Raw genomic sequence first — 14,787 nt, 5'->3', positions numbered from 1 at the left:
GGGGAAGCGCGTGGCGGATCGGGCACTTTATCAGGACTTCGTGTTGGCGAGGTCTGACCGGCTGTTACGCACGGCCTACCTGCTGACCCACGATTGGAGCCTGGCAGAAGACCTGCTGCAGGAGTCCCTGGCCAAAGCCTGGTTCGCCTGGCCGACCGTGGAAGAGCCCGAGGCGTACGTGCGCAAGGTACTGGTGAACACCTACACCTCGTGGTGGCGCAGGCGGTGGCGGAGAGAGGTGCCCCGTGACGACTTTCCCGACGCGCCCACCGCGGAGGGCCTCAGTGGCCTCGTCGAGCGCGAGGCACTCTGGCAGGCCGTGAGACGGCTGCCCGCCAGGCAGCGGGCCGTGGTGGTGCTGCGCTTCTACGAGGACCTGTCGGTGGCCGAGGTGGCCCGACTGCTGGGCTGCGAGCTCGGCACCGTCAAGAGTCAGACCGCCAAAGCGCTGGCCAAACTGCGGGTGGATGAGTCGATTGCGAAGGAGTTGCAGCGTTGACCATACAAAAACTTCAGGATGTCCTGCGCTCCCAGGGCGAGGGCCCTGTCCCGGCCAATCCCGCCAGAAACGAGCAGGTCCAGGCGCGCATTCGCAAGATGCGCCGACGCAGGCATGCGACCGCAGCGGGCGCGGTGGTGAGCGCGGCGGCGGTGCTGGGCTTCGTTTTCCTGCCGGGCCAGGTTCAGCCGGGTCCTAATGCGGTGGCCGTCGTCCAACCGCCGGGCCGGGGAGCTACCCAGGGGTCCGGCCCTGAGGGGCGATCGGAATTTCCCAAGGCGTTCACCTCCGCGGACGGCACCGAGTACCGGCGCTTGGCCGTGACCGCCATCACGAAGACCGACTCCAAGAAGGCCACCGTGACGGTGCCGGTCACGGGCAAGCCGCTGGAGGTCGCGGCCCTCTGCTCCGGGGGCCACAGGTCAAGCATGGGCGCGAGGATCCGCATCGATGGTGAGCCGGCGTCACCCTGGCAGCCCCTGGCGTGCGAGAAGGACAGAAAGTTCGTGCCGCTGGTTGTGCCCGCAGGTGCCGGTGAGCGGATCACGGTCACCTTCGACCTGGTCAAGCGTCTGTCGGGGTGCGTGATTGCGGAGGGTGCCTGCGTGCCACCGGACAACGAGCGGATCTCCTGGGCACTGGCCGTGTACGAGTGGACACCACCTGAGCGCCCGATAGAGCCGCAGGCGCCGCAGGCTCTGCCCGAGCGCCTGAGGGGCTACCGGTTGGCCGACTCTCGGACCGGCACCTGGCCGCGTGACAGGTCACTCACATTCGACGTACTCGGCGACGGGAAACCGCTCGGCATCGGTGAAATCTGTACCGGTGACGTGGCCTCGCGGCTGTTGTTCGAGGTCGAAGTGAACGGCCGCCTTGGCACACGCGGCGGATGCGGCGTGGGGACGAGCGAACCGTTCCTGATGACGCTGGCCGAGTTGAAGGTGCCGAAGGGCAAGAAGGCGACCATCACGGTGAAGTTCAGCATGCGGCCCGAGGCGCCGAACCGCCCGGTCCGGTGGTCGGTCGGCCTCTGGCGTCGCCCGTAAGGGGCAACCCATATAGGCCCAAAACCCATATTGAAATGATTTTGAAGTGGGAAGCGATGGCCGTTCACGCCGTGAGGGCAGCCGGAGTACGCCCAAAAACACCACGGGGCAAGACGGTGTACCGGATAAGGAACCATCATCACCTACATCGCCGACGTCATTGCGCCGTTGACCGGCAGCGCGTACTACACCGCACGCAACGCCGATACCGCGCGGTGGACTTCGGTCCGTCCGAGTCCGGAGGCAGACGGGGTCGGTGACATCGTGGATTGGACAATAGCGTGGAAAGTATGCCTATCGCCTACAGTCGGGTGAATGGCCTCGATCCCCTCACGGCTGGCCTGGTTGGACGCCCTGCGGGGGCCTGCCGCGCTCGCCGTCGCGCTGCACCACTCCGGCTGGACCTTCATCCCGGACCTCTGGGCCGAGGTGGATCGCAGGATCGACGTCGGCACCTGGGGCGTCTTCGTGTTCTTCCTGGTCAGCGGCTATATCATCCCCGCCTCCCTGGAACGGCGCGGTGACCTGCGGGTCTTCTGGATCGGCCGGGCCTTCCGCCTGCTGCCCCTGCTGCTCGTCGCGCTCGGCCTGGCCCTCCTGCTCGCCTACGCCGGGACGTTCGCCCTGCACCCCGGCCTGAGCACGCGTCCCCTTCCCCTCGTTGTCCTCGGGAACGTGACGATGCTGCAGGAGTTGCTCGGCGTGCCCGCCGTCATCGGCGTGATGTGGACGCTCTCGTACGAGATGGCGTTCTACCTGATGGCGGCCGGGCTGTTCAGCGCGGGGCGGGCGCACCGGTCGGCCGCGACCGCGATCGCCTTGGCGATCTCGGCGGTCCTCCTGGGGCTGCTGCTGCCTGGCCCGGTGATCGGTGGCCGCGCCGACCTGGTCGCGGCGGTTCTCGGGGTCGCGACGGTCGCGGTCATCGTGGTGTCGGCGCGGGCGGCGGGCGGTGTGCGTACGGCCGCCGCGGTGGCCGGTGGTCTCCTCGGGGTGGTGCTGGTGGTGCTGGGCAGCCGGATCGGCGCGTGGCAGGGCCTGATCGTGCTGGCCATGATGTTCGCCGGTACGGCCGTTCATCGCGCGGAACAGGGGGCGATCCGGTGGCGTACCGCCATCGTGACCGTGCTGACGGTGCTGGCCTGCGGGGTCCTCGCGAAGGACGACCCCGGCTGGGCGCCGGCGCTCCTGCTGGCGGCGGGCTTCTTCGCGGCCGCGTTCGCGCTGCGGCGCAGGTCGTTCCCCCGCTGGCTCGCCCACCTCGGAGTGATCAGCTTCTCCCTCTATCTGCTGCACCCGCTCCTGCTGGGGGTGAGCCCGAATCTTCCGCTGTTCTTCCTCGCCCTGGTGCCGCTCTGCTACCTGACCCACCGCCTGATCGAGGCCCCCGCTCAACGTCTCGGCAGGCGGTTGGCCAGGTCTTCCCCGAGGGAACCCGCGAGGGAGCCGACGGGGGAGTCCGCACCGGGCACGTCCTAGATCAGGGAAGGGCGTACTGCTCCGCGTAGGCGGCGGACGGCTCGGTCGGGGTGATCACGTCGATGAGCACGCCGTCGGGCGCGGCCACGATGAAGTGCCGCTGGCCGAACTCCTCGGTGCGCAGCGTCAGTTCCACCGGGAGCCCCGCCTGCCGTACGAGCCTGTCGTGCTCGGCGTCGACGTCGGTCACCTCGAAGTTGAGGATCAGCCCTCGCACCGCGGAACGGTATTTCTCCGGCACCGTCGGGTGGGCGCGGTCGACGAGCGCGAGCTCGTAGTGCGGCGGTTCCGGCCGCCGCATGCTCACGTACCAGTCGGCCTCGAACGTCGTCTCGAAGCCGAGAAACCGCCGGTAGAAGTCGTGAGACTCGGCGATCCGGTCGGTGCAGACGACCGGGTAGAAGCTCGTGAGGGTCATGCCGTTCCCTTCGGTCCATTTCGCATACCAACGGTATGTGAAGCTAACATACCATTGGTACGTCAACAAGGGAGGCCACGGTGAACCGGGCACGGCAACGGCTGGAGACCAGGCGGGCGCTGGTGACCGAGGCGAGGGCGCTGTTCGCGCGGCACGGGTACGCCGCGGTGAGCCTGGCGCAGATCGTCGGGGCGGCGGCCGTGACGAAGGGCGCGCTCTACCACCACTTCGAGAGCAAGGCCGACCTCTTCCACGCGGTCGTCGAGCAGGTGCAGCAGGAGGTGGGCGAGCGGGTCGCCGCGGCGGCCGACGCGTACGACGACCCCTGGGAGCAACTGGTCGCGGGGTGCCGGGCCTTCCTCGCGGTGAGCCGCGACCCGGACGTGCAACGGATCATGCTCGTCGACGGTCCCGCCGTGCTCGGCTGGAACGAGTGGCGGGCGATGGACGAGGCGTCCTCGGCGCGGCACCTCACCGAGGCGCTCGTCACGCTGATCGAGGCGGGGGTCATCGCCCGCAGGCCCGTGGAGCCGCTCGCCCACCTCCTGTCCGGCGCGATGAACGAGGCGGCCCTGTGGCTGGCCCGCTCGACCGACCCCGACGACCTCCCCGCCGTCACCGAGGAGTTGACGCGCCTCCTGGAATCCCTGCGCGAGCACCGGTGACCGAAAACCTCGCGCGACCCCCGGTGGTCGGAGTCCTCGCCCGACCATCGGTGATTGGAATCCTCGCGCGGTCCTCGGTGATCGGAGTCCCCGCGCGGTCCTCGGTGCGGCGATCGGGCGAAGCCTCGGTTCCGATCATCGAGGCTTCGCCCGGCGGGAATTCACTTACCTCCCGCTTGCCGGTCGAACACGTGCTTTACAGGAACCTCCAGAGGTTGTTGTTCGAGCCGTTGTCGTCGGCGAGTACGACCTGCGCGCCCTGGGCCGTGCCGGAGAGGCCGAGGACCCGGCCGCCGTTGGCGCACTGGATGCGGAAGGCGGCGTTGGAGCCGTAGCGCAGCCGCCAGCGGTGGTCGCTTGCGCCGTTGTCGGCCCACTGCAGGACGCGGGATCCGGCGGCGGTGGCGGCGTTCTCCACGCCCAGCACCTTGTTGCTGTTGGAGTTGCGCAGGCGCAGGTAGCCGCCGGTGTCCACGACCGCCGTCCACAGGTGGTCGGCGGTGCCGGTGTCGCCCCACTGCACGACCAGCGCGCCGTCGGCGGTCGACATGTTGGTGACGCCGAGCACCATGCCGGTGCCCACGTTCTGGATGCGGCGCGCGCCGTTGGGCACGAAGCGCCACTGGTTGTCGGCGGTGCCGTTGTCGGAGTCCTGTACCGCCTGGGCGCCGTTGGCGGTGGAGTTGTTCTGGATACCCAGCAGCTTGGAGCTGTTGGCGTTACGGATCTTGACCGAGCCGTCGCCGACGTCGACGATCGCCCAGCGGTGGTCGGCGGTGCCGGTGTCGCCCCACTGGAGCACCCGGGCGTTGTCGGCGGTCGACATGTTCTCGACGCCGAGCACCTTGCCGCTGTTGACGTTTCGGAAGCGCAGGTTCCCCCCGTCCACCACCGGCACCCAGTCGTGGTCGGCGGTGCCGTTGTCGGTCCACTGCAGGGCGAGACCGCCGTCGGCGGTCGACATGTTCTGGATGCCCAGCGCCAGTCCGCTGGCCACGTTGATCAGCCGGAAGCTCGCCGTACCGCCGCCGCTGGAGGAGCCGGTGGCGTTCCAGTAGACGACGTAGTTGTGGTTGTGGGCGTCGTAGAACGGGCCCAGGTTCACCGATGCCCCGTTGGCCGTGGCGGTGAAGGCGAGCGACGAGGTGCTCGTCCGGGTGATCGACGAAGGGGTGAGCGTCGGCGCCGACGACAGGGAGGTGTTGCCGTAGTTGCCCGACAACACGACCGGGCCGTAGGTGACGGCCTGGAGGTTCGGGTTGTCGTTGGCGGGCTTCAGGACGACCCGCATCGGCAGCTGCACGGTCACCGTGTCGCCCGAGGTCCACGACCGGTTCAGGTCGGCGTAGGAGCCGGGGGTGGTGACGATGTTCTGTTGCACCCCGTTGACGCTGATCGTCGCGCCCTGGGTCCAGGCTGGGATGCGGATCCGCATCGACCACGTCCCGCTCACGTTCCCGGTGACCTGCAACGACGTGGTGTCGCTCACCGGGAAGGAGGTGGTCTGGGTGACCGTGATGCCGCGCTGTGACCAGTTCAGGGTGGAGGGCGCGAACAGGTTCACGAAGAGTGTGTTGCCGTTGTGGAAGTAGATCGAGTCCATCAGCTTGGTGTGGATCTCGATGCCGGTGCCCTGGCAGCACCACATGCTGTTGTAGTCGGTGCTCCAGGTGCCGCCGCCCCAGGCCGGGCCCACACCTCGGCGGCCACCGGGGTTGAGCGGCGTGAAGTAGGTGACGTGCCCGCGGCTGTCGGCCGGGTTCTGCTGGCCGAGGAGGTGGTTCAGCAGGGCGTTCTCGAAGTAGTCGAAGTAGTCGGCCCTGGTCGGCGCGAGCGTCCACAGCTCCCGGGTCAGCTTCAGCATGTTGTACGTGTTGCACGCCTCCCCGGTGTCCCTGGCCAGGTAGCCCGCGATGGCGTTCGGCGCGCGGAAGTGCTCGGCCTGGCTGTTCGAGCCGTTCACGTACGTGTGTGCGCCGACCGTGATGGCCCAGGCGTTGGTCGCGATGTCCCGGTAGCGGGTCGTGCCGGTGGCCTTGTACTCGCGGGCCGCCCCGATCCACTTGGGCACCTGCGTGTTGGCGTGCAGCCCGTTGAGCTGGTCCTGGTTGGAGGCGAGCGGGTTGAACACCGCGGCGTGGTCGAATCGCTGGGCCGTGGTCAGCCAGCGTGAGTCACCGGTCATCTGGTAGATGTCGGTCAGCACGGCGTTCATGCCGCCGAACTCGGTGCCCAGCATCGACTGCATCTGGCTGGAGCTGAGCCGGGAGGTACGCGTGTCCACCCAGCCGGCCAGGGCGAGCAGCACCGTCCTGGCCTGGGTGTTGCCGATGTGCCGCCACACGTCCAGCAGCCCGGCGAGGGTCTTGTGGATGCAGTAGTAGGGCACGTTGCCGTTGTTGAGCGTGCGGTTCTCCACGGCGGTGATGTCGGACTCGGGGAAACCCGACAGGTAGCCGGCGGTGAACCCGGCCGCGCCGTTGTTCGCCTGGCACTTGGCCAGCTCGGCGACCATGAGCTCGGCCTTGCTCCGGAAGGTGGTGTCACCGGTCACCATGTACGCCTGGGTCCACGCGGTCAGGAAGTGGCCCTGCATGTGGGAGCGGAACGGGAAGTTGGGAGCGTCCCAGCCGCCGTTGGCGGTCGCGCCGTTGGTGGACAGGCGGTGGTTGGCGCGGAAGACGTACAGCAACCGCTCGACGTCGACGAAGCGCAGGTAGGCCAGGGTGCGGTTCTGGTTGTCCAGCCAGCGGCCGGAGGTCAGGCGGACCTGGCCGAGGTCGAACTCGTAGGCGGACACGCCGATGTCGGCGCGCGCCCACGGGAGGGCGGCCCAGGCGGCGGACGTGCCCACCACCTGACTCGCGGCCGAGATCGCGACGGTGGCGCCCGCGGCCTGGAAGAGCTGACGGCGACTCAAGGACATTGGGGGGTGCTCCTTTGAGAGAAGGGGGGATGTGACCTGCCGCGATCGCCGCGGTCGGCCACCGACTTTCAGCCGGTGAGCTGCCCTACGAAATTGTTAGCGCTAACATTTAACGTGGCAATTCTGTACGGACTCCTTTGGTGAGTGCTTTGCCGCGAAGTACATCCGACGACCCGATCCGGCGTCAACGAGTCACGACTCTCGCTGACGTGGCGTTGTCAGGGCGGCTGCCCCTGCCTGGAGGCTCGTCCGAAAACGGGTCGCGCCGCCCTGCCCGCGCCTGTGAAAGTTTCACAGAAGTTACCGCTTTGCAACAGGGGGGTTTGCGCGATTTAACGCGAACCTGCCGCACCGTGTCGCGGTCGGCTCCCCGCTCCTCGCGTCGACCGCCAAAGGGCGGCGAGCGCCCCTCTCAGTCTTGCGACGGCCGCGTCGTCGCGAGGCGTCGCTGTTCCTCCTCGACGATCTGGCGGGCGAGTGCCTGTTCCGAGATGTCGACCGCGTCGGGGGTGGAGTCGGCCAGGTCGCTGCGGCGGGCGTAGGTGTCGAAGAGCCCGGCCTTGCCACGCAGGATGTCCAGCATGCGCTGGTCGACGCTGTCGGCCGTGAGGATGCGGTGCACCTGGACCTTGCGTACCTGTCCCATGCGGTGGGCGCGGGCCACGGCCTGGCTCTCCATGGTCGGCTTGACCTGCGGCTCGCAGATGATCACCACGGAGGCGGCCTGCAGGTTGAGGCCGACCCCGCCCGCCTGGATCTGGCTGAGCAGTACGGCGTGTCCCTGGGCCGCGGTGAACTCGTCGACGACCTGCTGACGGCGGTCGGCGCCGAGATCGCCCGAGATCGGCCCGTGCACCCGGCCGCCGGGGTCCCCGGGGGCCTGGGGGGTGCCGGGGCCGCCGAGGGCCTGGTGGACGGCGGCCATGACGTCGCGGAAGTAGGAGAAGACCACGACCTTGAGACCGTTGCCCGCCGCCTCGTCGACGAGTTCCAGCAGCCTCTGGAGCTTGGCCGACGTCTCCGGTACGGCGTAGGCGGCCCGGCGCATCGCCATGAAGTTCCCGTCGGCGACGGCCTTCCGGTAGGCGGTGAGGTCCGCCTCGCCGAACTCCTCCCACTCGTCCACGTGGACGAGGTCGGGCAACTCGGTGAGCACGTCCTCCTGGTTGCGGCGCAGGTAGACCGGTGCCACGGCCCTGCGGAAGGACCGCGCCCCCGCCGCTCCCGCCGCCCCGGCGGCTCCCGCCGTCGCGTCGCCGTTCCGGAGGGCGGGGATCAGATCGGGCCTGAGATAGCCGACGAGATTGCGGAACTCCTCGACGCGGTTCTCCATCGGCGTCCCGGTCATGAAGAGCACCCGCTCGGTACGGTCGCACCACCGGGCGACGGCCTGGGAACGCCTCGCGGCCGGGTTCTTCACGTAGTGGGCCTCGTCGACCACGAGCATCCCGAGCGCGACGTCGTCGGGAATCTCCAGCCGGTGCAGGGTGTCGACGGTGGTCACGGCGACGCCGCCGGTGCGCACCCATTCCGCCAGGGCCGCGGCCCGGTCACCGCCGCGCAGGGAGTAGGCCCGCAGCGTGCTGCGGGTCTCGACCTCGCGCACCCAGTTGATCAGGACGCTGGCCGGGCAGGCCACCAGGAAGTGGCTCTCGCCGCGCGCCCGGAGGTGCGCCAGGACGGCGATGGCCTCGATGGTCTTGCCCAGGCCCATCTCGTCCCCCAGGATCACCCGGCGCTGGGCGAGGGCGAAGCGGGCGCCGAACGACTGGTAGCCGCGCAGGGAGACCCTGCGGTGGGTGTCGTCGAGGTTCTGGGCCTTCACCCGCGAGGAGATGTCGTCGGGCAGGAAACCCTCGGAGGCGACCCTGTCGGGTTCCGTCGCCGCGATCTCGGCGAGCAGGTTGTAGTACTCGGACGCGCGGAACTCGAAGTCGACCCACGCCTCAAGGCCGGAGACCGGCGGGCGCAGCAGGTCCACGGAGACCTGGCCGAAGAGCAGCGCCGTGTCGGACGCGTTCGCCTCCGCGATCACGTCCTCGATCCGCGCGACGGCCTCCCGCGCCCGGCGACGGCCCTCCCGGCCCGCGAGCAGCATCCGCAACCACCCGCGAGCGGGTTGCGCGGCGGGCAGGAGCGAGGCGAGCCGCTCCGCGATCCTGCGCGCGGCGGCGCCCGCGCGCGGCAGGTCGGGGCCCGCGTTCACCAGTCGGTTCAGTGCGATCAGCAGGGCCGTGGTCTCGTCGTCCTGCCGGTCGACGTCGATCCGCAGCGCCACCGTCTCCTCCACCGCCTTGGCGATCTGCCCGGCGGCGGCGTGCGCCTGTCTCGCGTTCCACGCCCCGACCCCGGGGAGCAGTTGGAGCGCGTACGGCGTGGTGTCCAGGATGTCGAGGACCGTCTGGTGACCGGCCTGTTCCAGGGCGCTGACCCGGAGCCGTCCCACGGTGACGTCCTTCAGACGTGCCAGGGGAATGGACCCGAGTTCCTCACGTGCCAGGCGCGTACGCACCAGGGAGAGCGCCCGCTGGACGTCGGCGCGCGCCTCGGCGTCGTCGGCGAGCAGGGTGCGCGCGTGGGACCCCAGGCGCCCCGCCCTCTGCAGGAGGGCCCTGACCTGCCCGGGGGTGGGTGCCGGATCTTCTCGCTCGACGTCGCCCAAGCCCTCGTCCCTCCCCTCACGGCCCGATCACGGCAGTTCACCGTCGCCAACGTCCGGTCGGTTGTCAACGACCGGCGACGCGGGACACGGCATCACAGCCCTTTGCCCGGTAACGAGCCGTTCATGAGTTCCGGAACGAACCTGATCGGCCGGGGCCTCGGTCCCGCCGCTCGCCGGGTCCGTACCGCCGCCTTCATGGCCGGACGGCGAGCGATCCGGCCTCGTCGAGTGTCAGGCCGCCGCCGCGTTCGAACCGGGACGCGAAGCCGTCCTCGCCCAGTGCGGCGCGCGTTCTCGCCGTGATCCTGTCGATGTCGCCGCGCTCGGCGGGTGCCGGTGGCATCGCCGTCGACAGGCGGGCCGAGGCCGCCGCTCCCAGCAGCCGGGCGGCACGGTCGTGGTCCCCGGCGAGGGAGAGCGCCCCGGCCAGGCCCTCCAGGGCACGCATCACGTCACGGACGGCGTCGAGTTCGCGGGCGATCGCGAGGCTCTCCAGGTGCATGGTCCGCGCCGTCGCGGCGTCGCCGCGCTCCTCGAAGACGAAACCGAGCTCGACCAGGATCATCGGTAGGTGTACGAGATTGTCCGTCACCCCCTCCTGCCTCGGAGTCCACCTCAGGACGGTGCGCAGGTGTGTCTCCGCGGCGTCCAGCCTCCCCTCCCTCCTGGAGGCGTAGGCGAGCACCGTCTCCGCGAAGATCTGCCCGCCCTGGTGGCTCTGCTCGGCGGCGAGCCGTGCCGCCCGCTCGCCGGACTCCCGCGCCCGGGTGTGGTCGCCGCGCTGGAGGGCGATCCAGCCGACCCAGGCGAGCCGTACGGCGACCTCGGGCCAGAGCCCGAGCTCCTCGGCCATGTGCAGCCCGTCCCGGTGCAGCCGGTCGGCCCGCGCGTAGTCGCCGGTCATCTCCGCCAGCCCGCCGAGCCACTCCGTCGCCTGCAGCCGGCCCCAGCGGTCGCCGAGCTCGCCGAAGAGTTCCGCTCCCCGCTCGCTGTCGCGTTCGAGCGTGGCCACGTCGCTCCGGACGTGCGCGTGTTTGGCCCGGGTGACGAGAGCCGCGGCCGTGCCCCACCGGTCGCCGAGGACGCCGAAGGCGGTCAGCGCCTCGTCCAGCAGTTTCTCGCCGGCCGACAGGTCGCCGGTGCCCATTCCGGTGAAGGCGAGGAACCACTGGGCTCTGGCGCGCTCACCCGGGTCGTCGATGTCCTCGTACAGACGCATGGTCGCCTGATCGGCCACCTCGCCGTGCATGAACGCGATGCCCGCCTGCCAGGCGAGGGCTCTGGCACGGAGCGCGGGGATCCGCGCGGCGTCTGGCGTGTCAGCGGTGACGCCCGACGTGTGAGTGGTGACGCCTGGCGTCTCGGCGGTGACGTCCGGGGCCTCGACGGCGAAATCCGGCGTCTCGGCCGTGGACTCCGGCGTTTCAGCCGTGGAGCCCGGCTCCTCGGTGACGGAGTCCGGCGTCTCGGTGGCGATGGCCAGCGCCGAGGCGAGGGAGCGCCGGGCTTCCGCCAGCCTGCCGCGCAGGAACCAGTACCAGGTCATCGCGTTCACCAGTCGCAGCCCGGCCTCCCTGTCCCGGCCGGTCACCGCGCCGTCGAGTGCGGTGCGCAGGTTGGCGGTCTCCGCGTCGAGGCGGCGCAGCCACAGCCTCTGGTCGTGCCCGTACAGGTGCCGTCCGGCCTCCTCGGCGAGATCGACGTAGTGGCGCCGGTGGCGCCGCCGCAGGGACTCGAACTCGCCCGCCTCGTGGACGCGTTCGACGCAGTAGGCGGCCACCGACTCCAGGAGACGGTAGCGGGGGCCGTCGGCGGTGTGGGTGACGGTGACCAGGGAGCGGTCGACCAGGCGCACCAGGAGATCGAGCACGTCGGAGGCCGGAAGGTCGTCGGCGCCGCAGACGGCCTCGGCGGCGGGCAGCGTACAGCCGCCGGTGTGCACGGCCAGACGGCGCAGGGTGAGGCGCTCCGGGTCGGTGAGGAGGTCCCAGCTCCAGCTGATCATCGTGTGCAGCGTCCGCTGGCGGGGCGGGGCACCGCGATACCCGGTGGACAGGAGACGGAAGCGGTCGTCGAGGCGGGCGACGAGACCGTGCACGCTCAGCGCGCGGACCCTGGTGGCGGCCAGTTCCAGAGCGAGCGGGATGCCGTCCAGGCGGCGGCAGAGCGTGGCGACCGCCGGTGCGGTGTCCGCGTCGAGGGTGAATCCGGGGGCCGTCGCGCGGGCGCGGGCGACGAACAGCCGTACCGAACCGGTTCGCTCCAGCGCGTCGAGGTCGGCGGTGGCGTCCGGCGTCTCCAGGGGCGGTACGTTCCAGACCACCTCGCCGGTGAGGGCGAGGGGTTCCTGGCTGGTGGCGAGGACGCGCAGGCCGGGAACGGCTCGCAACAGGAGTTCCGTCAGCTCGGCGACGGGCTCGACGAGATGCTCGCAGTTGTCGAGCACCAGCAGCAGCCGCCGGGGGCGGAGCGCGCCGACGAGCCGGTCCAGGGGATCTCCTGAACCGGCGCTGTCATGGATGTCCAGCGCCGTGGTGACCGCGTCGATCAGCGAGCCCGCCGTCTCCAGGGCGCCGGGCCGGTCGAGCGCGGCCAGCTCGACCAGCCACACGCCGTCGGGGAAGGCGTCCGTCAGCCCACGGGCGGTTTCGACGGCGAGACGGGTCTTGCCCACCCCGCCGGGACCGGTGAGGGTGACCAGGCGGCCGGTGCGCAGCAGGGCGCCGATCTCGGCGGTCGCCTCGCCCCTGCCGATCAGGTCGGTGAGGGGCGCGGGCAGGTTCGTGGCGGGCCCGGCCGGGGGAGAGTCCGGTGGTGCGGGTGGGTCGAGTGCCGGATCCCGGGCGAGGATCGCCCGGTGCAGGGCGATCAGCTCGGCGCTCGGATCGAGACCGAGTTCGTCGGCGAGGTGGGCGCGGAGCTCCTCGTAGCTGTGGAGCGCCTCGGTCTGCCGTCCCGAACGGTAGAGGGCGCGCATGTGGGCGGCGCGCAGCCTATCCCTGAGGGGGTGCCGGGTCAGCAGGTCGCCCAGCTCCGCCGCGAGCCCGGTGTGCTCGCCGAGGGCGAGGCGGGCCTCGGCGTGGTCCTCGTGGGCGGTGAGCCGTTGCTCGTGCAGACGGGCGATCACCGGCTGGGTGAAGGGCTCGTCGGTGAAGTCGGCCAGCGCGGGGCCGCGCCACAGGGCGAGCGCGTCGGCGAGCAGCGCCGCCCTGGCCCGGGGGTCGTCGGTCCGCGTCGCCTCCGCGGTGAGGGACAGGAACCGCCACGCGTCGACCGCGTCGGCGTCGACGCGCAGCACGTATCCCGGAGGTGGCGACACCACCAGCTTCCTGGCGCCGGGCTCCGCGTCCTCCAGTACCCGCCGCAGCTGCGAGACCTTGGCCGACAGGGCCCCCGCCGGATTGCCCGGCAGATCCTCGCCCCACAGGTCGTCGACCAGCCGGTCGGCGGGCACCGGGCGGCCCTCGTGGACGAGCAGGTCGGCGAGGAGGGCGCGGACCTTCAGCCCGGGGACGGCGACGGGCCGGCCGTCCGCCGTCCACACCGCCAACGGCCCAAGCACCCCGAATTTCATGAACGTCACCATAACGCGCACGATCTCGCGGGCCGGGCCGTCCGCGAACCCCGCGCGCGGGACCTACCGCGACTCGACGGTCACCGGGGTCTCCCGGCGAATTCCGATGCCGGCCCTGCCGCGCCCACGCAGGCCGAACGCGACGACGGCCGCCGCGGCGAAGGCCATCGCGAACGGGATGACCAGGGCGGTGCGGAAGCCGTCGAGCTGGGTGAGGAGGGAGCCGCCGGAGCCGGTGGCGGCGATGTTCACGGCGGTCACCGCCGACAGGCCGAGCGCCGCGCCGAACTGGAAGGAGGTGTACAGCAGGCCGCCGGCGAGTCCCTGCTCCTCCTCGGCCACGCCGTCGGTCGCGGCGATGGTGAGCGGTCCGTACGCCAGGGCGAAGCCGAGACCAAGAATGATCATGGTCGGGAACATCGCCGCGTACGTCCAGTCGAGACCGACCGGCAGGAACAGCGCGTAGGCCACCGCGGCGAGGCACAGCCCGCCGAAGATCACCCGGACGTTGCCGAAGCGGTTCACCAGCAGCGGGGTGAGAGTCGGCGCGAGGATGGCGTCGATGCTGACCGCCAGCAGGGCGAGGGCCGCCTGCAACGACGACCAGCCGCGCAGTTCCTGCAGGTAGAGCACGACGAGAAACTGGAACCCGAAGAAGGAGCCCCCGAACAGCAGCGCGCCGAGGTTGGCGCGCACCAGGGGGCCCGAGCGGAGGATGCCGAGGCGCACCAGCGGCGCCGCCGACCGCCGCTCGATCGCCACGAAGGCGACGATCAGCGCGACTCCGACGGCGAGCGATCCGGCCGTCCAGGCCCATCCCCCGGCGGGGTCCTCCAGTCGGACGACCGCGAACACCAGCGTCATCATCGCCGCGGTCACGGTGACCGCTCCGGCCAGGTCGAAGCCCCGCGTGTGACGGTACGGACGCTCGCCGCCCGGGATGAGGAGAAGCGCGGCGACGAGGACCGCGGAGGCCATGATCACCGGGGCGAAGAACACCCACCGCCAGCTGATCTCGGCGAGCAGGCCGCCGACGACGAGGCCGAGCGAGAAGCCGGCCGCCGCCGTACCCGCGTAGACCAGCAGTGCCCGGTTGCGCTGCGGGCCCTCGGCGAAGTTCGTCGTGATGATGGACAGACCGGCGGGCGCCATGAACGCGGAGGCCACTCCCGTCACGAAACGGGCGACGATGAGGATCCATCCCTCGGTCGCGAACCCGCCCAGGCCGGAGAAGACGATGAACACGCCGAGCCAGGCCAGGAACATCCGCCGCCGGCCGAGCAGGTCGGCGGCCCGCCCACCCAGCAGCATGAAACCGCCGTAGCCGAGCACGTACGAGCTCATCACCCAGCTCAGCGAGCCCGTGCTCAGGTCCAGGTCGGAGCGGATCGACGGCAGGGCCACGTTCAGCATCGCCACGTCGATCCCCTCCAGGAAGATCGCACCGCACAGCACGAGCAGCATGCCCCAGGCACGCCCGCTCATCCGGTCCGAGGGTGGGGACAGTGGTGTGGACAC

The 14,787-nt window shown here is 70.6% G+C and carries 9 protein-coding genes; 4 read left to right on the top strand and 5 right to left on the bottom strand.

Annotated elements, in window-relative coordinates:
* The first annotated feature begins 10 nt into the window (after positions 1 to 10).
* The 3 genes from ACFY3V_RS07840 (at position 11) to ACFY3V_RS07830 (ending at position 3,024) form a co-directional block, all read left to right on the top strand.
* Positions 11 to 499 carry a SigE family RNA polymerase sigma factor gene (locus ACFY3V_RS07840; RefSeq protein WP_389771054.1) on the top strand — a complete coding sequence of 163 codons (489 nt, stop codon included), beginning with the start codon at positions 11 to 13 and terminating at the stop codon, positions 497 to 499.
* Complete coding sequence (locus ACFY3V_RS07835; protein WP_389771052.1) at positions 496 to 1,545, top strand: hypothetical protein; 1,050 nt, start codon at positions 496 to 498, stop codon at positions 1,543 to 1,545. Before ACFY3V_RS07840 ends, ACFY3V_RS07835 begins: the two co-directional genes overlap by 4 nt.
* A 315-nt stretch (positions 1,546 to 1,860) precedes the next feature.
* Complete coding sequence (locus ACFY3V_RS07830; RefSeq protein WP_362903949.1) at positions 1,861 to 3,024, top strand: acyltransferase; 1,164 nt, start codon at positions 1,861 to 1,863, stop codon at positions 3,022 to 3,024.
* Between the two features lies 1 nt (position 3,025).
* Here ACFY3V_RS07830 and ACFY3V_RS07825 read toward each other — a convergent pair whose 3' ends face one another.
* Entirely contained in the window at positions 3,026 to 3,442 is a 417-nt protein-coding gene (locus tag ACFY3V_RS07825; RefSeq protein ID WP_362903947.1) for a VOC family protein, read from the bottom strand.
* 80 nt (positions 3,443 to 3,522) lie between these two features.
* On the opposite strand from ACFY3V_RS07825, the gene ACFY3V_RS07820 reads away from it, so the two are divergent.
* On the top strand, positions 3,523 to 4,107 hold the full coding sequence (locus tag ACFY3V_RS07820; RefSeq protein WP_362903945.1) for a TetR/AcrR family transcriptional regulator: 585 nt from the start codon (positions 3,523 to 3,525) through the stop codon (positions 4,105 to 4,107).
* Positions 4,108 to 4,303: 196 nt separating this feature from the next.
* On the opposite strand, the gene ACFY3V_RS07815 is transcribed toward ACFY3V_RS07820, so the two are convergent.
* The 4 genes from ACFY3V_RS07815 to ACFY3V_RS07800 all read right to left on the bottom strand — a co-directional run bounded on the left by ACFY3V_RS07815 (position 4,304) and on the right by ACFY3V_RS07800 (position 14,787).
* Complete coding sequence (locus ACFY3V_RS07815; protein WP_389771046.1) at positions 4,304 to 7,033, bottom strand: beta-L-arabinofuranosidase domain-containing protein; 2,730 nt, start codon at positions 7,031 to 7,033, stop codon at positions 4,304 to 4,306.
* 412 nt (positions 7,034 to 7,445) lie between these two features.
* The gene (locus ACFY3V_RS07810; protein ID WP_389771043.1) at positions 7,446 to 9,695 is read right to left on the bottom strand and encodes a DEAD/DEAH box helicase; all 2,250 of its coding nucleotides are present in this window, start codon (positions 9,693 to 9,695) and stop codon (positions 7,446 to 7,448) included.
* 193 nt (positions 9,696 to 9,888) lie between these two features.
* Complete coding sequence (locus ACFY3V_RS07805) at positions 9,889 to 13,269, bottom strand: BTAD domain-containing putative transcriptional regulator (RefSeq protein WP_389771040.1); 3,381 nt, start codon at positions 13,267 to 13,269, stop codon at positions 9,889 to 9,891.
* 63 nt (positions 13,270 to 13,332) lie between these two features.
* Positions 13,333 to 14,787 (bottom strand): MFS transporter, encoded by a 1,455-nt coding sequence (locus tag ACFY3V_RS07800; RefSeq protein ID WP_389771037.1) that lies wholly within the window; start codon positions 14,785 to 14,787, stop codon positions 13,333 to 13,335.

It is taken from the genome of Streptosporangium sp. NPDC000095 (genome assembly GCF_042899335.1).
Classification (GTDB): Bacteria; Actinomycetota; Actinomycetes; order Streptosporangiales; family Streptosporangiaceae; genus Streptosporangium.
Note: the sequence above shows the minus strand (reverse complement) of the source record. Positions and strands in the feature narration are given on the sequence as shown.